Below are 19,387 nucleotides of genomic sequence, written 5' to 3'. Positions count from 1 at the left end.
GTATTTCAAAAAAAAACACAATAAAGTGTTATCTTCAGTCGTTTGAGGCCTGAAGCAAATCAAAACGATTCAGCCAACAAAGTGATCGAACCCCTTTATTCCTATTCTTGCCCCACGCACAAAAAGACCGGGGTTGGGCACCACTTTGCCTAAAATCCAGGCATGTGGAATAATCTTTTCTATTTTCGAAAATGATTTTGGCGAAGTTGCCCCGATTAGTGCATAATCTTCACCACCCTGCAGGCTAAACATAAGGGGGTCCTGATCTGTTAGCCGGCAGTAGGTAAGCACTTCCTGGTGCAGAGCAAAATTTTGTTCATCAATCTCTAAGCCCAAACCAGGACCCAAAAAACGCGGTATGTCCTGCGCCAGTCCATCTGAAACATCCATCAGCCCCTTGACGCAGTCTATCTTGGCCAGAAGCATTCCTTCACGCACCAAAGGCTCTGGAGAAAGATGCCTGGAAATGGAAATGGGGAAGTCTTCCTGGGGGGGGGTTTTCTGTTCCAGTATATGTAGACCCGCCCTGGCCAGGCCAACATGACCAACCACAAAAACCAAGTCATCTGGGGAGACATTTTGACGACAAAGAATCTTTTCCGGACACTCACCCCAAATGGTAATGCACAGACTTAAACGCTCACCCAGGCTTAAATCGCCCCCGGCCAAAGCCAGATCAAACTGCTTGGCTAAATTGGACATACCCTTGAATAAACGGTGCGCAAAATTTTTGTCCAGATTCCCGGGCCAGGTAAGACCCAGCTCAAACCCCAATGGTTTGGCTCCCATGGCAGCCAAGTCGCTCAAATTAACAGCCAGGCCCTTGTGTCCGATGTGCTCTGGCCTAAAATACTCGGTACGGAAATGGATGTCCTGGACAAAAAGATCAGTGCTTATGCTTATGCGGGCAGGGGTATTTAAGACAGCACAGTCATGGCCCCGGCCCAAGAGAAGATGAGGGTGCTCCTGGGGAAAATAGGTATCAATCAGGGCCAAAAAATCATCTTCGCTTTTAAACATACGGCTCTCGAGTTTTAAGTTTTAATTTTTGAGTTGAGTGAGAACGAGATTACCCCGCTCAAGCTGCTAACCCTTTAACCTTTGACCCCTAGCCTTTAGTCTTATCTAAACTAAACTATTGAACTCAGGACAGGCCAACCAAATTTCTATTCCTCAAACTCCAGGTAGTCCCCAATTACTGTTTTTAGACCAAACCCCGGGAAGTTGACCTTGAACTTGTTGGGCGGAATTTCAGCAATGACCTTACCTCGTCCAAATATCTTGTGCGAGCAATAACGACAATCAGGCCTCTGGCCGAGCCCTTGGCCGTACGACTTTTGCCCTAAGGTTTTGGTCCTGGGTTTCTTGTTTTGAGTAGGTACCAGGCTGCCCAGATAATTTTCGCGCCATTCTTCAAATAATGAATTGTCCAGTTCCTGGATAAAAGGACAGGGCAGCACTGACTCATGCAGGTCCTGATAACGGTTGTATATGGAATCAGGCACGAACAGAGCAAGATAATCTTTGGCCCGAGTACAAGCTACATACAGAAGCCTGCGTTCCTCTTCCAGTTCATCATAGTCCATCAAGGCATGTTTGGATGGAAAGCGCTCTTCCACCAGGTCAATAATAAGCACTGCAGACCATTCCAGCCCCTTGGCAGAGTGTACCGTGGATAAAACCAGTGTGTCTTCCTTGACCTTGTTGCCCTCCGGGTCCGGATTTTCCAAACTCATATCAGCCAAAAAGATATCCAGATTGTCATAAGCAGATGCTATTTGGGCCAGCTGTTCCAGGCCAGTTGCTCGTTTGGGATAATCATCAGCAAACTTCTCTTGCATTATCGGCTGGTAAAACCTGACTATCTCATCTAATATTTGGGCCGGGCTGTCTTGCTTGGACCGCAACTCATCCAAAAGATTCAGGATATGTTCTAATTGCTTGCTCTTTTTACATTGTTTTTCAATGTACTGGCTGTTGCCCTGCATAAAAGCACTGTAGAGCCGTTCGCAAGTTTTGGGTCCGATACCCTTTAGATTGGACAGCCCCCTGGTCCAGGCCAAAAGGTCTGCCGGATTGGCCACCAAACGCATAAACGCTAAAACATCTTTTATATGGGCTGCTTCAGAAAATTTGATCCCACCAAACTTTTGAAAAGGAATGGAAGCTCTGTTTAGTTCGACCTCCAGCGGATATGATTGATATCCAGCGCGAAAAAGCACTGCGATTTCGTGAAGAGAATATTTTTGGGTAAGTTCAATAACTTTTTGGACCACAACCCTGGCTTGACTGAGGTCACTCAAGGGGCGGATCAATTGAGGTTTGAGAGATGACTTACGTTTGGTAAACAGGTTCTTGGGGTATTTTTCCGTGGCCTGAGCCAAAATTTGGTTGGTCAAATTTAAAATTGGCTGAGTAGAACGATAGTTTTGTTCCAGCTTGATAATTTTGGCATTTTTAAAAATTTTAGGGAAATTAAGGATATTGTTTACATTAGCACCCCGGAAAGCATATATAGACTGGGCATCATCCCCTACGGCCATGACATTGCCCTCGCTCCCGACTATAAGCTTAACCAACCTTCCCTGCACCAGGTTTGTATCCTGAAATTCGTCCACCATAATGTATTGAAATGCTTGGCGCAAAAAATCCCGTATATCATCGTGCTCTACCAGAAGCCGTTCCAGCTGAAACAAAAGGTCATCATAATCGAGCAAACCGTGTTTTTGCTTAAAAAGTTGATACTCTCTGTAAATGCGTTCCAGGTCTTCGGCATAGCCTCGCAGATGATATGCTTCCTTGAGCAAAACCTGCTCCAGCTCCATTTCCTTGTTTCTGGCCTTGCTGATCAAAGCGAGGACTGTTTTTTTCTTGGGAAAAGAACGGTCGCCCTGCCCTATTTTAAGTTGTTCTTTGACACTTTTGAGCAGGTCTTCGGCATCACTGGAATCCATGACAGTAATGCCGTTCACGTATCCCAAGGCAGTGGCAAATTTGCGCAGCATCCCGTACGCAAAGCTGTGAAAAGTTCCGCTGTGGACCCCCAGTAGTCCCCGCCCAAGCAGGCTTTCAGCTCTCTTCAACATCTCCCCTGCTGCTTTACGGGTGAAGGTAAGCAAGAGAATATTTTGTGGGCTCACCTCATGTTCTACAAGATAAGCCAGGCGATAGACAATGGTCCTTGTTTTGCCGCTGCCAGCTCCGGCAATAACCAGAACAGGGCCTGAAGTGGTAGTTACAGCTTCATACTGGGCAGGATTCAAGTCTTTTTGGTAATCTATCTTCATAATTTTAACTGATGATATGCTTTTTGCCAAAATGGGCCAGGATTTCCTGGCCGGTCTGTCTTAGTTTTTGTGGGTTAAATCCATGGCTGTCAAAGAAAAAGGTGTTTTGGACCGTATGACAACCAAAGCGGCCAAAATGGCCGAAAATTTCCTGTCGGTCAAATTTTCCCTTGAGGTCGAAGCCGGGGTTGGGCAAACAAACCAGATCAGGCGCTAGATGTTCCGTGTCCGGATAGAGCTCATCTTTTGTAAAAACCCTCTCCATGACCCTTTCTCCTGCATAAGATAAGCTCATAAGCCCTGCCTTGATTTCCTGGATAATTTTGGGTGCATCAATATGTGTTACCTGCCCCCTGGGAAACAAATCTTTTTTATGCAGATAAATTCTACCCGCATCCAAAGCAAAGGCCTGACAGTTGGAACTTATTATTGATGCATCCAACTCATGTCTGGGCTTTTGGTCAAATTTAAAAAAGCCAGCCCTGGCCAGCCATGCATTCAGATCGACTTCTGTCTTCAAATTGGTAAAACCATGGTCTGCGAGCATGATCAGCCTTTTGGGCTCAGGCAGCCTGTCAAATCTGTCCAGTAGCTGGCCAACAGCCTTATCAAAATCACGCATGAATTCCATACATTCGCTGTGCAAGGGATGGTTTTCCTGTATCAAGGCTGGGAAAAGAAAGTGGAAAACCCGATCTGTTTCAGTAAACACTATCACAAACAGGTCCCAGGAAAGATCCGGCCAAAAAAGTTCCAGGGCTGCGAGCCTGGAAGAGAGGGTCTGTCTGAGCTCTCTTAAAAGCAGTGCAGGATCTTTGGCCCCTCTTATGGTGTCTGCCTCCAACTTATATCCCTTGCTCTTAAGAATGGCAAAAAGGGGCGGGGGGAATACTGCTTTTTTTAGATCCTGGGCCACAAAACCAGAAATGAGCATACCTTTTATTGGCCTGGCAGGATAGGTATTGGGCAGGTTAATAGCTTTGGAAAGAAATCCTTTTTGCCCTAACTGGTCAAAGATAGTAGGTATTTTGACCTGAGAAAAATCAGTTATATAAAGCCCGTAATCTTTGGGAACTATATTGGTAAACCCAAAGATACCATGGACTTCCGGACCCTCGCCTGTATAAAAAGAGGTCCAGTTCACCGGAGAAAGTGGTGGAATTTCTGCTTGAATGGATCGGCAATAAGGAGAGTCAATAATTGATTTTAGGTGAGGTAGAATTCTCTTCTGACAAAGTTTTTTGACCAAAGAATAAGGCAAGCCATCCAAACCAATAACTAAAATACGCTCTCGTTCCTTAAACATATATAAATCTTAACAATATTAGCTTGAAAAGACTAGAGCGTAAACCCTCTCTCAAATGCGAGTAAATGGTTGACGGGAATTAAATCAAAGTATAATGAAAGGACTTCTTCGCCCGGGTGGCGGAATTTTGGTAGACGCAAGGGACTTAAAATCCCTCGAAGCTTAGCTTCGTGCCAGTTCGAGTCTGGCCCCGGGCACCAAGAAAAACAAAAAAAGGAGGGGATTCCCTCCTTTTTTTTGCTCTTTTGAAATTTTATTAACTTTCAATGGCAATACGTTTGGCTTTGGCAGACTCAACCTTTGGTAGCGTAATGGTTAAAACACCTTTTTTATATTTGGCTTTAATTTTATCCTTATCCACTTCGGTAGTTAATGGAATAGTACGGTAAAAAGAGCCGTAAGAACACTCCATGTGCACAAAACTCTCTTTTTCCTCTTTCTTTTCCCTCTTTTTTTCTCCCTTGATAATCAGATAGTTATTTTCAATAGTTACATCCAAATCTTTGGTATCCAGACCAGGGATTTCTGCCCGCACGACTATTTCGTCATCTTTTTCACTTACTTCAACTGCAGGGACGAAGCCAGGTGTAAATTGCTCCATGCCCCAAAATGGCTGCCTCCACATTTCTTCAAACAGGTCGAAAATGGTTTGAGGACTCTTTATTTCGGATTCTTTTTTTCTCCGTAAGACTGGGAACATTCTTTCAAACATAATATCACCCCCTTTATACCCATTAGATATTCTTTCTTCTATTATTCAGCTTGTATCTCGATTTTTCTCGGCTTGGCCTTTTCTGCTTTAGGCAAGAATAGTTCCAATACTCCGTTCTTTAAAGTTGCTTTAATATTCTGGCGATCAACGATATCAGAGATGGTAAAATTACGCACATATTCACTATCGCCAAATTCAAGATGGATATTGTTTACATTTTCCCTCTTAGGATAAACGGCCCTGGCACTAACCTGGAGTTCGTTTTCTTTAAGATCAATCGTTAAGTCATCCTTGCTCACTCCAGGAAGGTCCATATATATATGAAATCCATCTTCACGTTCTATAATATCAGTGTTAGGAGCAAAGCGAGGCAGTGTGTTGGTCTCTTTTTTGATTACTTCTTGGGTCATTGTGCTCACCTCCCATTATTCAGCTTCTATACTGATTTTCTTTGGTTTGGCTTCATCAGCCTTTGGCAAAACTATTTCCAACAAGCCGTCTTTCATTTTTGCTTTTACTTTATCAGCATCAATTGGAACATTTAAATTTATAACTCTTTGGAATACACCAGTAGGTCTTTCCTGTCGGTAGTAATTACCATTGTCTGCCTTTCTGTTACCTTTGATAACTACACTGCCATCGGTTAAAGTTATCTCTAAATCGTCAATATCCATCCCGGGAATTTCAGCAGTTACATATATATTAGCCTGATCTTCAGTAATGTTTATTGGAGGATATGATGCCCGTCTCTGGCTGATTACATTTGGTTTCCAGAATTCATCAAAAAATCTATCTATTTGTCTTGGCAAATCATAAAATGCACTAAAATCGATTACCATAATTATCACCTCCATCAATCTTTTTTTGCTTTATATAATAAACACCAAAAGAGAGGCGTCAAGAGGAAGTGCCAAATTTCGACACAGCTTGGCCTTTAGTTGAAAAAATTGTTGAAAAGGGGAGGTGTTGCGAGGTGAGAGAAATAGGCGCCCCTAACTAGCAAAGTATGGCCTACTGAGTTAAGCTTTTACAGTACAGCCTTTTTCGTTTATTCTTGATAAGCACAATCAACCCCTCAAAAATTCCTCCTGGCTTTAAAATTACACCGCCGAGAAAAGCCCCAACTGTTCAACTAACTCCATTGACTCCCCCCCCCTTACCCTGATGTGGCTCAAAGTTAGTGGCCGTTACCTGACCAGTTTATAAACTATTATCACACACCAAAATTTCCATGAAGCACTAACCCCGTAAGTTGAGTTAGTAAAAAACGGGAAACCTGAATAGGTTTCCCCTTATGGAGATATCAAAAATCAGGCATGGTGGCAGTATCTACCAATGCCTGTCTCTGGGCCTCGGAGATCTCAGCCGGGCCAATAGCAGCCTTTCTTTGCGCTAATCTTGAAAGCCTTAAATCTTCTAAACCTTCTATTTCTGACGCAAGAAGGTAAGGAGAAAAAACACTGCAATAGGTAAAATTCGTGGCATTGATACCAGCCAAGTCATCCTCCGATGTACTATCCTCAATAGTTATAATCTCAAGATTATAGGCCCTACCTAAATCCGTTCCATTTACTGATAGTTCATATGCGTCAGTTTGTTCCCCTGGGTCCAGATTATTATATGTAGCATTGGTCATATCACAGGATGACGCCATTTCTCCTGCCCATCTTCTTGTATTTATGATTTCTATATCCTCTCGTAAACTAAATAAGGCAGCAAGGCTGCCTGGCAACCCCATAGCCTGGAAATCATGTCGCTGATGATCTATACCGTTAGTGGAATTATCATCGCTATCAAGCCAATCCATACACTGAGGTGCTTGAATGGTATCGCGGGTGTAGGTAAAAGTGTCGGAATAATTTGCTACCACCCAGGTCACCGGAACAACCATAGTTATAGGCCAGTTTCTGGCGTTCCCGGACATGTCCCAAAATGTAAATGTGCCATCGGTATAATTACCATCGGAGTTAGAGTCCTTCATACTATTTAGTAGAGTTTCGCAATTCTGATCGCCACCACAAAACCCACTCTTCATTTTATCAACCATGGTATCTATCTCGGCATTGGTTGATGCGATATCCTGCATAAAATTGTTAAATGCTTGTTGCATCTTTTGATCGAAATTTTGTTGCTCCTGATCGATGTCTGAGATTGAAGGAAGATTCTCTTCGTTTTCAAATAGCGCTTCAAAACCCTGAAAAGCAGTTAGCATAGCGTTGGAAAGATTAGTGACGGCAGTGTTTACTCTTTCCACCTGACTCTGTGATGCATCAAGAACAGTAAGTGCCGAAGTATATTTTTTTCTGACACATTCTGCTTGTATCTTCATATAAGTAGCGCTCATAATGGCATCTATGGATGATAAGACACTTGGAGACATGGTAGCCCCATCATTTGCAAGATAATCATCTGCTTTGTCTCCCATTGCCCTTATGGCGGCATTAATATAACCTGGGTCAAAACCAGCCTCTGAGGCTGCGCCTATAAGCAATTCTGAGAGCAAAGCAGCAGCTTCTCCTCTATAATTTTTGGCCGTTTGAGAATCAGCAATATGGTCAACCGCTTCTTTTATTTTTGCGGTATACTGAGCAAGGCTAGTCTGAACAGCCGACCGAAAAACAGCCATTTTATCCGCTCCAATTTTGCCTTCGAGGTAGTTATTAAACCCATTTTCCCCTCTGACAGCAACTCTTCCCAGGCTTCCAAGATGAGAAATATCATCATGTATATAACCGCCTGATCTTACCAGAGTAAAACCAAAAAGTACCATAATAGGATCGTCACTTCCGGCAGTCTCCATGGCACCAAGCATGGCCTGACTCTGGGCCTCTGTCATAGGAGAAACACCCAAGTTAACAGTTGAACCCGGAGAAGGGGCGGGGGCGAGAGAACGCCTGACAATAGTGCCGTCGGAATCTTTTATGACAACCAGAAGAAAGTTATATCCATCACTAGTGGTGGGCACACCGTCTAGAAAAAAAGATATCTTTCCATTTAAATCTGCGGTTGACGTTGTAGAAGCAGCCAGCGAACCAACTTTTCCATTTGAGTCAATAGGAGAAACTTCAATAGTATAAATTTGACCGGGCGTTAATGCCCCGTAACATACACTACTTACCCAAAAAAATGCTATAATTATTAATCCTATCTTTGGAAGTGTAAATATTTTCATTTTTTCCTCCATTCTTAAATAAAATTTAACTCCCGCTTCCATCTATAGTTGAAGTACTGTCATTACTACTTCCACCTCCATTGCAACCAGTAGCAATAGCTAAACAAATGAGCATTAACACGGTCACAACTACCAAAACTAACTTTTTCTTCATCTTTCATCCCACCTTATTTTATTTTTCTTACATTTTAAATAATAAAACGATAAATAATATTATGTTTTATTGCCAAAAATATTCTAACAAAAAAATTATTCGAAAACTTAATAAATTCAACACACTACCATCTTTAATCAAACTTCTTGAAAATCTGGTCTGAAATGAAATATTCTTGAGTATCAAAAGCCCAGTTCCATCATATTACGTAAAATTTAAGTAAAAAAACTCTTAAACCTTTCCTTATGTCTAGTTCAAAATGGGTTTATAGAAATAAGATCAGCCAATGACATTTCCAGTCAAAAACCAAATTGAAGACATCATTTTGAGATTATAAGAAAATTTCACTCGAGAGGATAGAACGATAGCGAGGAGTTAAGTAGATAACATTTTAAGACAATCCCAAACAAAGCTTATATGATTATCTTTTAAAAGACAGTCAGTTACAGCGGGAGACTGGGAGCAGAAATGATTTCTATTTTCTGCCTCAACCATCGAACTAGTTTTCTCAAAAATGAATTATTTATTGCAAAAAAATAATATTTGTCTTATAAGCATAAATTACTTTTTTTTGCAATGGTCAATCTATAGATTTACAGATTTTTTAAAATATAGAATTGCCAATAACTCATTACGCCCTCTTTTCTTACGATACGAATCTGCCCTGAGCAATATTTTCTGGCCAGAGTTAAATTTGAAATTTTCTATATATTTACATTTGATAGGGCTAAATAACGGTTGGTTTTTGATTAGATTAGGTTTAAAATATCGGTAGGCAGGTTTCTTGTGATATTTCTTCTTCTTAAAATATCTACCTTGCTTCCTGTCCAGAAGTCCATGAAGTAAGACATAATTTTTATTTATATTATACAAAACAAGTTATACAGATTTTTTAATGTCTGCCAATGCATATATAAGCTTGTACAACATCTTGTTTTCTATTCTCTTAGCCTGTATACATAAATTTTTGCTATGATTTGAGATAAATATAAACAAATTAACTCCCGCTGGATTCTTCATTTATTTTGCAATATTTTTTATTTTTATAGACCAATGGAACAAGTCTTGTCATTTTAACATTAAAAAATCATTAACCATATCATCTACTTATAGGATCTTTTAGCGTTTTTTACATCAAAAATGCGAGCTGCCCGAGAGAATAAGAAATATGGAAGATACAGATGGAATAGTGAGAAAAGTTGTATTGTTCTGAATGGTGCTTCTTACCCCATCATTCTTAATCAAGCCAGATGCGGGAGAGACTGGCTGAAGAATCCTGAACAAATGGAAGGAACTTCTTCTTCGCTTCCCCTCGGAAACGATGTGAAGCGATGTGAAGCTGGCAAGACACTCTTGGTAATAAATTCTATAAAATTGAGGCAATCGACCTTTTCCATCACCATCACCTCCAAATAAATCTTTAACAAACAAAAGAAACGCAAGGTTTTCAATGACTCCAACAAGCGCAACAAAACTTTTAATCTGCTTATTCATAATATTTGCAGGTTGTGCAGCTCAAAAAAGTAAACATGACAGCCAACTGAGGCCAATATCTAATGTTAGAAGTGGCCTGTTTTTTTACACAAAAGGCGAGTATGAAAAAGCCATAAGAGCGTTTGACCTGGCAATAAAAAACAAACCTGCCAATGCAACCTTATACTTTAACAAGGGTCTCTGCCAAGCTAAGTTAAAACTTTACTCTAATGCTATTGAAAACTTTACACGAGCCATTTCATTAAATCCTTACTTTGTTCAAGCTTATGTAAACAAAGGTCTAGCCTATGCAGCAGTTAACAACTTCGATGAGGCTCAAAAAAATTTACATAAGGCCTTAAACCTGGATAAGAATAATCCGGTAATACTCTACAATCTGGGCAATATTTATTTACAAAAAAAACAGTATGAACGAGCGAGTTATTACTACACACAAGCAATTATCTTAAAGCCCAACCTTACAAATGCCTATTTAAATCGCGGCATTGCCTATTTAAAATCCGGAAAAATAAACCAGGCCTTGCACGATGTAACCCAGGCCACGGCTCTCAACCCCACAGACGTCCATGCATATTATAATCGGGCTCTTATTTATGAGGCCTCAGGCGAAATTAACCAAGCCCTTGACGATTATTCCCGTGCTTTATCTCTGGATCCTGAGTTTGCTCCTGCTTATTATAATCGAGGGATTCTGCGTCTGCGTAAAAACAAGCGCAAGTTAGGTTGTGCTGATTTAAGTCAAGCCTGCAAGTTAGGTCTATGCGGCCGGTACAAACAATTGCAAAATAGTGGAGAATGTCCGGTCGAATGAAAGAAGAAAAGATGCGGACTATGAGTCACGAATTGTTAAACGGTGAAAAATTGAGTGAAATTATCAACACCTGCCGAGAATTTTTCCTAACCTTTGCACACTCAAACAATCTAAAATATTTAGTGCTCGGGGTAAGCATAGTTATCTCATCCATTTGTCTGGGCAGGACAATAACTGCCTGGCTATCCTTTAACCTTATCCCAGAGCCCGGACTAACCCTACCTGCTCCCCAAAAGTCAAAGTTTTTAGCAACTCTCAGGCCCCGGACAAATCCCCAGGCCCTGGATTTTAAATCCATTATTGATAGAAATCTATTTGGCGGAAAACTTTATGAACCTGCTATTCAAAAAGAAGAAGAGCAAAAACCAGAAGACCTTCCGTTGGCCACGCTCAGGCTTAAACTGGTAGGGACCATTGTGGACAAGGATGGAGATATCTCAACAGCTATCATTGAAGATTTAGCAAAAAGAGAACAGAGCCTTTATCACGTTGGGGAGAGGATTAAAAATGCCTTGATAAAAAAAATTTTGCGCACTTATGTGATCGTAAATACAGGAAAAAGAGATGAAATTTTAAGCATGCGTCCTGAAGAATTAAAAAATAAACAAAAAGATTCTAGCCGCACAACAAAAGGAAAAATAAAAATTCCCAGAAAAGTGATCGAAACTTCCATGAGTAATTTGGCCAACATCATGCAGGATGCCCTGATAAAACCCTACCTTATACGCGGCCAAATCGCCGGCTTTAAAATCACCAAGATTAAACCAGACAGCATTTACACAAAACTCGGGCTACAAAATGGGGACGTGCTTTTGGATATAAATAAGGAGAAATTGGATAGTCCTAGAAAATTACTCAATCTTTATGAACGATTCAAAGATAAAAGTAAAATTAAACTAAAAATATCGCGAGCAGGAAAGGAAGAGACGGTAGAGTATCAGATATATTAGTGTAACTGCCAGCAACGACACATAATTTCGTGACTTTCCTGACCAAAGGCCGGTAGTTTAACAGACAGTCAGCCTGCTGACTGCCAAGTCAACGGTAAAAAATTTTTCAATTAGCGTCCAAATAACTACAAAGGGAATGAAAATGCTACATATGAGAATATTTATATATTTTTTATTGTTTTTGTTATCAGTGCCAGTACCTACTTTTGCGGATAACGCCGCCAAGCAAATAACCATGGATTTTGATAACGTTGATATCAGGGTTTTTATCAAATTCATCAGCGAACTAACCGGTAAAAATTTTATTATTGATAACAAAGTCAAAGGGAAGGTCACGGTTTTATCGCCTAGAAGCATTACTCTCAATGAAGCTTACAAGGTCTTTCAATCTGTCCTGGAAGTTAATGGTTTTACTACGATCCCTTCTGAAGATGTGATTAAAATTGTCCCCACAATTTCTGCCCGGCAAAAAAGTATTCAAACATTCAAATCAAGCAACCAACTACCAGGCTCAGAGGATAAATTAGTTACCCAGATTATACCGCTGGAATTTGCTTCAGCTAATGAAGTGCGCAAAATACTTATTCCCATGGTCTCCAAACAGGGCTTATTGGTAGCGTATCCCGCCACAGAAACACTTATCTTGGCCGATTATGCCTCTAATATCCGCAGGTTGCTACGGATTATTAAAGAAATTGACGCTCCGGGTGTAAATGTGCGCCTGGAATTAATTCATTTGGAATATGCATCAGCGACCAAAATCTGCAACCATATTAATCAGATCTTGCACTCTAAAAAAAGAACAAAAAAAAAAGGCGCTGCCACCCCTACCTTGGCTCTAGCCGATGAACGGCTTAATGCACTCATTGTTCTGGCTACAAGACATGAATTACAAGAAATCAAAGATCTGATTACCAAACTTGATAAACCTACCCCCAAAGGGAAAAGCAAGGTGCAGGTAGTCCAACTCGAAAATGCCGAAGCGGGAAAATTAGCCAAAGTATTGTCTGGGCTGGCAGGAACAAAAAGTAAGACACAAAACGAACCAATTATTTCTAAAAATGTAAAAATCGTCGCCGACAAACCAACCAACAGTCTGGTCATAACTGCTGAACCTGATGAGTTTGCAGTGCTTGAACCAATTATTTCCCAACTGGATGCTCCGCGCAAACAGGTTTTTATAGAGGCCGCGATCCTGGAAATTTCAGAGTCAAAGATCAAAACTCTGGGAGTAAATTGGAACCTGGCCGGTCAAAAAAATATTTTTCATATGGATAAAGATACTGTTGGGTTTGCAGGATCCAATCCGGGCGGCCCTCCAAACTTATTCAATGCCGAATCCCTGGCACCGCCTCCTGGTCTATCTTTGGGCCTTGTTTCCTTTCCATTTACCTTTAACGGAAAGACTGTCTATAATCTGGCCACGTTACTTAATCTGGCTAAAAACGATTCCAGCTTTAACATTATATCATATCCCCAGATTATGACTATGGAGAACGAAGAGGCTAAAATTATTGTTGCTGACAACATACCTTTTACCACAAGAGTTGACCAGGGTACATCCAGTACTGACCGAGCTATCCAGAACATTGAATACAAGGATGTAGGGGTCACCCTTAAAGTTACGCCGCAGATAAATGATAAGGGCTCAGTCAAACTGAAAATTTTTCAGGAAGTCAGCCGTATCGTGAACCAGGTTGTATCGGACGAAACGCAGGGAGTCGTGGCCATAGCACCTACTACCAAAAAAAGGACCGCCGAAACAACAGTTGAAGTGAGAAACGGCGAAACCATCGTCATTGCAGGGCTTCTGGAGAAAGGAAAAGAAGACACCACTCAAGGAGTGCCAGGTCTTAGTGACATCCCTGTTCTGGGTTGGCTGTTCAAATCAAATACGAAAAAAAATAATAGAACAAATTTAATGGTCTTTATTACCCCTTACGTGCTGGACAACCCAAATGATGCCCGAAAAATATACTTGAGTAAGGCAGAGCTGCTGGACAATCTTCGTTTTGGGCCTAGCGGAAAGGCTGAGCCAATCATAAAACCTTTTATTTGGGCAGAATATTAACTTAAGTCGAGACCAGGCGAGACGCAAGAGCATGCGCACATCACTTACATCACTCCTTATTGACCACGGCCTGATTTCTGAAGAGGAAGTCAAACATCTTGTTCAGGAAATCAGAGATAAAAACAGGAGCATGCTTGGCTACCTTTTACAAAGCAAGAAAATAAGGGAAGAAGACCTCTTACCATTATTGGCCAAAGAATTAGGCCTGGTATTTATAAATAAGATTTCGGAAAAAGAGATTAATGCAGAGCTTGTTCAAAAACTTCCGCTTCACTATTTAAAGAAGCATTGTTTTGTTCCATTGCGTCTTCTGGAAAATCATCTTGTCCTGGCAGTCAATCTTCCCTTTTTTGATGGTTTGCTTGCGGATTTAAAAATTATTTTTCAAACAGATTCCATTGAATTCCAGCTTTGCCCCAAAAACGAAATAATCACGACCATAAATCGCGTCTTTGGGCAAATCGAAACAGAACCAGACGAAATCATTGACGATTTAAACACTGAAAGTGAAGACTTTTTATCCGAGCTGGAACAGGGCAGCATCGACTTATTGGACGAAGCAGACGATTCCCCAGTCATAAAGCTGGTCAACCACATCATCACCCAGGCTGTACGCGGCCAGGCCAGTGATATACATATTGAACCATATGAGCACAACTTAAAAGTCCGTTTCCGTCTGGATGGTATTTTATATGATTTTCTCTCACTGCCCCGGAAAATCCATCCCCATATGGTCTCGCGGGTGAAAATAATGGCCGGGCTAAACATTGCTGAAAAGAGATTGCCTCAAGACGGTAGAATTGAAATTAAAATAGGCAACAGGCAGGTAGACCTACGCGTATCCAGTCTACCTACTTCATACGGGGAAAGAATCGTTCTAAGGCTCCTGGAAAAAGGAGCTCGACTTTTGGCTCTAAACGATATTGGCTTGAACGAGCATAACTTAACCCAGCTTAAGCAATTACTAACTTTATCGCATGGTATTATTCTGGTTACAGGCCCCACAGGCAGCGGCAAAACCACAACCTTATATTCTGCTTTAAACCATATAAACTCCCCGGGGAAAAATATCCTCACAATTGAAGATCCCATAGAGTACCGCTTGGAAGGCATCGGACAAATGCAGGTTAACCCCAAAATCGGCCTTACCTTTTCTTCGGGCCTACGCTCAATGGTGAGACAAGACCCTGACGTAATTCTGGTAGGCGAAATAAGAGATCTGGAAACCGCAGAAATTGCAATCCAGGCTGCTTTGACCGGTCATCTGGTCTTTTCCACTTTGCATACCAATGATGCCCCAAGTGCCATTACCCGGCTTATTGACATGGGCATCGAACCATTTTTGCTTTCCACTGCCGTACGGGCAATTATTGCACAACGGCTAGTACGCATTTTATGTCCTTATTGCAAGCAGCAATATCGTCCATCGGACATTGAGGCGCAACAGTTGGGGGTAAATGACAAGGATAAAGAAATAACAATTGGTCAAGCCAAGGGATGTGAGCATTGTCTTAATACTGGCTATAAAGGGCGTACAGGGATTTTTGAATTTATCTACTTAAATAATGAACTCCAGAGTCTGATTTTAAAATCATCTGATGCCAACGTAATTAGAAATAAAGCAATTCAGGGAGGAATGAAAACCCTGCGCCAGGACGGTATTGAAAAAGTTCTCAAAGGACTAACCACCGTAAGTGAAGTTTTACGCGTAGCGCAACTTTAGGGCATGTGGCCAACCCCCCATTTTAACCGCTGATTGAAAGTCTTGGTTTCTGAAATGCATTACAAACGGCTTGGGTAACCCAATCTTAACGAAGCTTGCGGAAAAACAGAGCATCGGGATGAATAGGCTAAATACTTTGCGATGTTAACCATAACTATCGATATCAAAAAGAGTTTTTGTTTACCCCAAATATCCCATTATGCTCTGTCCGCAAGCAAGTTTTAGATGGGTCCAAGTCTTTGTACCAGCATGAAAGAAACCAAGACTGAAATAAACCTTGGAAATTAAATTGATAAATAAGTTGATAAAAAGGTTTGGCCATAGGCTCTTTAGGGGTGTTATTAATTTAATAGTTTATGCCAGCTGGTTGATGCTAAAAGCTAATTAAGGAGCCCAAATGCCTGTTTATGAATATAAAGGCTATGACCTGCGTGGGAAAAGCATAAAAGGAATCATTGATGCTCCGGGCAAAAACGCAGCTAAAACCAGGTTGCGCAAGCAGGGGATATTCATTTCTTCCATATCTCTTATTAAAACCCCAAAAAAAGAACAAAAAATCTCCGGTCTGAACCTCTTCAAACCCCGCATAAGCCGGACCGAACTAGCAATATTTCAACGCCAATTAGCAACCCTTTTGAACGCTGGCCTCCCTTTGCTCAACGCCCTGACCCTAGTAATTGGTCAAATGAAAGATTCTGCCCTAAAAAAAATGCTCGTCCAGATAAAAGAACGAATCAATGAAGGAGCAAGCCTGTCAGCTGCCATGGAGGAACAAAGTCATGTCTTTGATCAAACTATCACTTCTATGGTCAGGGCCGGAGAAAATTCGGGCACATTAGAACTTGTTTTGGAAAGATTAGCAGACATGGCAGAACAACAGCTTGCCCTGAGCCGTAAAGTACAATCCGCCCTTGCCTATCCCCTTCTCTTGCTCGTGGCCGGCATAAGTGTAATCTTTTTTTTAATGGGTTATGTTGTTCCCAAAATCACAAAAATTTTTTTTGATCTTGAACAGGCATTGCCCCTGCCCACGACCATTTTGATAGCTATAAGTCACTTATTCCAATACTACTGGTGGGTTATACTCATGTTCATCATCTTATCTCTTGGTGCCGTTTATAAATTCAGTCGGACGGACAAAGGCAAATGGATTGTTGACCAGTTAAAATTCAAAACGCCTCTTTTAGGAACTCTATATAACAAAATGGCTATAGCAAGATTTACACGCACTTTAGGTACTCTCCTCAATAACCATGTCCCTTTGACTACAGCTTTACACATTGTCCGCAATGCAATCAACAATGTTGTATTTACCGAAGCAGTGGACTTAATGCAGCAAAAAATCAGCCAGGGTGAAAACATGGCGGACGCCCTTCATGAGAGCCGAATATTTCCTTCTCCTGTTGTTCAGATGGCCTCAGCAGGTGAACAAAGCGGTAAACTTGGAGATATGCTTCTCAAGGTGGCGGAAACTTATGAAAATGAAATCGGTTCCAGGCTTGTGGTCATCACGTCCTTATTAGAGCCTATTATGATTTTACTCCTAGGAGGCTTGGTTGGCTTTGTTGTTCTGGCGGTGTTATTACCCATTTTTGAAATGAGTCACCTGGTAAAATAAAAAATTGTTACGGAATCAAGTACTGTATATTTGAAATGTATTCTCAGCTACCATAATATATTTTTTAGCTCCTCATTCAACATTTAACATTTTCCTTTTCCATAACGACAGAACCTAACAATGTGTACTTTTTGAGGATGCAAGAGACCATGAATCCTTATATTTCAACCATGAACTATCGACATCCATTCCATAATGCTCCTGACCCATACTTATTCTTTCCATCTAAAGAACACCAGGCAGCACTGAACCTATTACTTAAATTTCTTAGAGCAAAAAAAGGTCTTTTTTTATTAATGGGAAAAATAGGCACAGGGAAAACAACTTTGTGCCGATATATTCAAGCAAATTATGCTCAGGAGTTTGTAATCGGTTTAATAGGAAATCCTTTTTTAACCCCAAAACAGTTTGAACAAAAAGTGCTTCAGGAATTTAACCTGACTGCTTCCAGCAATAATGATTTTTTGAGTTTACTACATAATACCCTTCTGAAATTACATAATGACCAAAAAAACCCTGTTCTTTTCTTGGATGAGGGCCATCTTTTAAGCCCTGAACTATTTGAATTTATCCTTATTCTATCTAATCTTCAGGCCGACAATGTCCACCTTTTACAAATCGTGATTGCAGGCCAACCAGAGTTGGAAAACACTCTCAGGCAACCTCGTTTTGCTTCCCTGTATCAACGCATTGGTGGACGGATATTTTTATCCGGTTTAAGTGCCAGGGATACTCGAAACTACATCCAATATCGGCTGACTAAATCCGGGCTAGATGACAAGATTCAAATTTCTTCCCGCACGTCTAGAAAAATCTGGCTCTGGACCAAAGGAATTCCTCGCCTGGTAAACAAAGTTTGCGACCTTTGTCTTGACTATCTTTATAGCCACAAACAACAAAAAATTACCTCGTTCACTTTAAAAAAGGCTGTACTGCAAAATGAAAACTCGACATTTTACCCTCGCCCTCTTACAGGGAGAATTTTCTTAATCACTTTTTTAACTGTTGCTTTTATCTCTTTGACTTTTCCAGAACAAATTTCTAAAAAAACGTTAAATGGACTTAAAGAACAACTTACTCAAAATACTATTGGTTCAAATCTTGATAATTACCGATTCAAAAACAAACTGCAGACAAGCCAACGCCTAAATATTGCAGTTATGGATGACAATAATTCAACACAAATCAAATTGATCACTGCCTTGAATTCATTGAGCCAAGAAATTAAACAGTTAAAAACAGTTTACCATAATCAAACCAAGACAGAGATTAAGCACGAAAAAAATATGCCACCTGGACAGAAAGCACAAAACAATAACATCTCCAGGACACAAAATTTTATCTTTCAAACCAAAGTAGCCACGGATCTTAATTTAAACGCTATAGTCTGGGATAATGAACCTGAACAACGATGTGCTGTAATAAATGAAAAAATACTCCGCCAAGGAGAAGAGGTATCAGGGTATAGGTTAATATCTATTGAAAAGAACTATGTCCGGCTTGTTAAAGATGGTTTAACTTATACACTGAAGATAAAAAGTGAATTAAAATGAGAATAAAAAAAGCTATAGGACTAAAAAGTCAGGAGGCGGACATGAAGACAAAAAATAAATTAATGCGCACACAAGCAAGATATCTACCAGAAACAGCTCAAAAGCAGCGACAAAAAGGTTTCACCTTAATTGAAATTCTAGTGGTCATTATTATCCTCGGTGTCTTGGCCGGTTTAATTGTGCCCAGACTAATGGACGAACCTGACAAGGCCAGGATTGTCAAAGCTAAACTTCAGATGGGCGAGTTAGTGACGGCCCTGAAAAAATTTAAACTGGACAATGGATTTTATCCGTCGACAGAACAGGGTTTACAAGCGTTGGTAGAAAAACCAACTGTTGGTCAAGAACCTAAAAATTATCCCCCCAATGGTTATTTACCAAAAATCCCCAAAGCCCCCTGGGGCAACGACTACATTTATATCTGCCCAGGAGAACATGATGATTTTGATATTATCAGCCTTGGAGCTGATGGTGCTGAAGGCGGAGACGGACATAACAAAGACATAGGCAGTTGGGAACTGGATTAATGTTTAATG

Annotated in this window: 14 protein-coding genes and 1 tRNA gene; 8 read left to right on the top strand and 7 right to left on the bottom strand. The window is 40.8% G+C overall.

Going from position 1 to position 19,387, the window contains the following annotated elements; genetic code table 11:
• Window positions 1-69 precede the first annotated feature (69 nt).
• The 3 genes from thiL to KFV02_RS01400 form a co-directional block, all read right to left on the bottom strand.
• Complete coding sequence (gene thiL, locus KFV02_RS01410) at window positions 70-1,020, bottom strand: thiamine-phosphate kinase (protein WP_252379747.1); 951 nt, start codon at window positions 1,018-1,020, stop codon at window positions 70-72.
• Between the two features lie 146 nt (window positions 1,021-1,166).
• On the bottom strand, window positions 1,167-3,287 hold the full coding sequence (locus KFV02_RS01405; protein ID WP_252379746.1) for an ATP-dependent helicase: 2,121 nt from the start codon (window positions 3,285-3,287) through the stop codon (window positions 1,167-1,169).
• Window positions 3,288-3,291: 4 nt separating this feature from the next.
• Window positions 3,292-4,593, bottom strand: coding sequence for an alkaline phosphatase family protein (locus KFV02_RS01400; RefSeq protein WP_252379745.1), 1,302 nt, complete (start codon window positions 4,591-4,593; stop codon window positions 3,292-3,294).
• Window positions 4,594-4,703: 110 nt separating this feature from the next.
• On the opposite strand from KFV02_RS01400, the gene KFV02_RS01395 reads away from it, so the two are divergent.
• A tRNA-Leu gene (locus tag KFV02_RS01395) sits at window positions 4,704-4,793 on the top strand.
• A 56-nt stretch (window positions 4,794-4,849) separates the two neighbouring features.
• On the opposite strand, the gene KFV02_RS01390 is transcribed toward KFV02_RS01395, so the two are convergent.
• The 4 genes from KFV02_RS01390 to KFV02_RS01375 all read right to left on the bottom strand — a co-directional run bounded on the left by KFV02_RS01390 (window position 4,850) and on the right by KFV02_RS01375 (window position 8,477).
• Window positions 4,850-5,305: an Hsp20/alpha crystallin family protein gene (locus KFV02_RS01390; RefSeq protein WP_252379744.1), complete on the bottom strand. Its 456-nt coding sequence runs from the start codon at window positions 5,303-5,305 to the stop codon at window positions 4,850-4,852.
• A gap of 41 nt (window positions 5,306-5,346) precedes the next feature.
• Window positions 5,347-5,715 carry an Hsp20/alpha crystallin family protein gene (locus tag KFV02_RS01385; protein WP_252379743.1) on the bottom strand — a complete coding sequence of 123 codons (369 nt, stop codon included), beginning with the start codon at window positions 5,713-5,715 and terminating at the stop codon, window positions 5,347-5,349.
• 15 nt (window positions 5,716-5,730) lie between these two features.
• Window positions 5,731-6,144, bottom strand: a complete 414-nt coding sequence (locus KFV02_RS01380) for an Hsp20/alpha crystallin family protein (protein ID WP_252379742.1) — start codon at window positions 6,142-6,144, stop codon at window positions 5,731-5,733.
• A gap of 464 nt (window positions 6,145-6,608) precedes the next feature.
• Window positions 6,609-8,477, bottom strand: a complete 1,869-nt coding sequence (locus KFV02_RS01375) for a phage tail protein (RefSeq protein WP_252379741.1) — start codon at window positions 8,475-8,477, stop codon at window positions 6,609-6,611.
• Between the two features lie 1,604 nt (window positions 8,478-10,081).
• On the opposite strand from KFV02_RS01375, the gene KFV02_RS01370 reads away from it, so the two are divergent.
• The 7 genes from KFV02_RS01370 (at window position 10,082) to gspG (ending at window position 19,378) form a co-directional block, all read left to right on the top strand.
• A complete protein-coding gene (locus KFV02_RS01370; protein ID WP_252379740.1) occupies window positions 10,082-10,936 on the top strand; it encodes a tetratricopeptide repeat protein in 855 nt (284 codons plus the stop codon).
• Complete coding sequence (locus tag KFV02_RS01365; protein ID WP_252379739.1) at window positions 10,933-11,886, top strand: type II secretion system protein N; 954 nt, start codon at window positions 10,933-10,935, stop codon at window positions 11,884-11,886. Before KFV02_RS01370 ends, KFV02_RS01365 begins: the two co-directional genes overlap by 4 nt.
• 235 nt (window positions 11,887-12,121) lie before the next feature.
• Window positions 12,122-13,957, top strand: coding sequence for a type II secretion system secretin GspD (gene gspD / locus KFV02_RS01360; protein WP_252379738.1), 1,836 nt, complete (start codon window positions 12,122-12,124; stop codon window positions 13,955-13,957).
• A gap of 31 nt (window positions 13,958-13,988) precedes the next feature.
• Window positions 13,989-15,680: a type II secretion system ATPase GspE gene (gene gspE / locus KFV02_RS01355; RefSeq protein ID WP_252379737.1), complete on the top strand. Its 1,692-nt coding sequence runs from the start codon at window positions 13,989-13,991 to the stop codon at window positions 15,678-15,680.
• A 397-nt stretch (window positions 15,681-16,077) separates the two neighbouring features.
• Window positions 16,078-17,298: a type II secretion system F family protein gene (locus tag KFV02_RS01350; protein ID WP_252379736.1), complete on the top strand. Its 1,221-nt coding sequence runs from the start codon at window positions 16,078-16,080 to the stop codon at window positions 17,296-17,298.
• Between the two features lie 149 nt (window positions 17,299-17,447).
• The gene (locus KFV02_RS01345) at window positions 17,448-18,851 is read left to right on the top strand and encodes an AAA family ATPase (protein WP_252379735.1); all 1,404 of its coding nucleotides are present in this window, start codon (window positions 17,448-17,450) and stop codon (window positions 18,849-18,851) included.
• A gap of 41 nt (window positions 18,852-18,892) precedes the next feature.
• Entirely contained in the window at window positions 18,893-19,378 is a 486-nt protein-coding gene (gene gspG, locus KFV02_RS01340) for a type II secretion system major pseudopilin GspG (protein WP_434800277.1), read from the top strand.
• The last annotated feature ends 9 nt before the right edge of the window (window positions 19,379-19,387 follow it).

Source organism: Desulfovulcanus ferrireducens (genome assembly GCF_018704065.1).
GTDB classification, from domain to species: domain Bacteria; phylum Desulfobacterota; class Desulfovibrionia; order Desulfovibrionales; family Desulfonatronovibrionaceae; genus Desulfovulcanus; species Desulfovulcanus ferrireducens.
Note: the sequence above shows the minus strand (reverse complement) of the source record. Positions and strands in the feature narration are given on the sequence as shown.

Bases quoted from the DNA above. Each gene is read 5' to 3' on its own strand.
- KFV02_RS01380 (WP_252379742.1), bottom strand. From the start codon at position 6,144: ATGGTAATCGATTTTAGTGCATTTTATGATTTGCCAAGACAAATAGAT.
- gspD (WP_252379738.1), top strand. From the start codon at position 12,122: ATGGATTTTGATAACGTTGATATCAGGGTTTTTATCAAATTCATCAGC.
- KFV02_RS01365 (WP_252379739.1), top strand. From the start codon at position 10,933: ATGAAAGAAGAAAAGATGCGGACTATGAGTCACGAATTGTTAAACGGT.
- KFV02_RS01405 (WP_252379746.1), bottom strand. From the start codon at position 3,287: ATGAAGATAGATTACCAAAAAGACTTGAATCCTGCCCAGTATGAAGCT.
- KFV02_RS01385 (WP_252379743.1), bottom strand. From the start codon at position 5,715: ATGACCCAAGAAGTAATCAAAAAAGAGACCAACACACTGCCTCGCTTT.
- KFV02_RS01400 (WP_252379745.1), bottom strand. From the start codon at position 4,593: ATGTTTAAGGAACGAGAGCGTATTTTAGTTATTGGTTTGGATGGCTTG.
- KFV02_RS01370 (WP_252379740.1), top strand. From the start codon at position 10,082: ATGACTCCAACAAGCGCAACAAAACTTTTAATCTGCTTATTCATAATA.
- gspG (WP_434800277.1), top strand. From the start codon at position 18,893: ATGAAGACAAAAAATAAATTAATGCGCACACAAGCAAGATATCTACCA.
- gspE (WP_252379737.1), top strand. From the start codon at position 13,989: ATGCGCACATCACTTACATCACTCCTTATTGACCACGGCCTGATTTCT.
- KFV02_RS01375 (WP_252379741.1), bottom strand. From the start codon at position 8,477: ATGAAAATATTTACACTTCCAAAGATAGGATTAATAATTATAGCATTT.
- thiL (WP_252379747.1), bottom strand. From the start codon at position 1,020: ATGTTTAAAAGCGAAGATGATTTTTTGGCCCTGATTGATACCTATTTT.
- KFV02_RS01350 (WP_252379736.1), top strand. From the start codon at position 16,078: ATGCCTGTTTATGAATATAAAGGCTATGACCTGCGTGGGAAAAGCATA.
- KFV02_RS01345 (WP_252379735.1), top strand. From the start codon at position 17,448: ATGAATCCTTATATTTCAACCATGAACTATCGACATCCATTCCATAAT.
- KFV02_RS01390 (WP_252379744.1), bottom strand. From the start codon at position 5,305: ATGTTTGAAAGAATGTTCCCAGTCTTACGGAGAAAAAAAGAATCCGAA.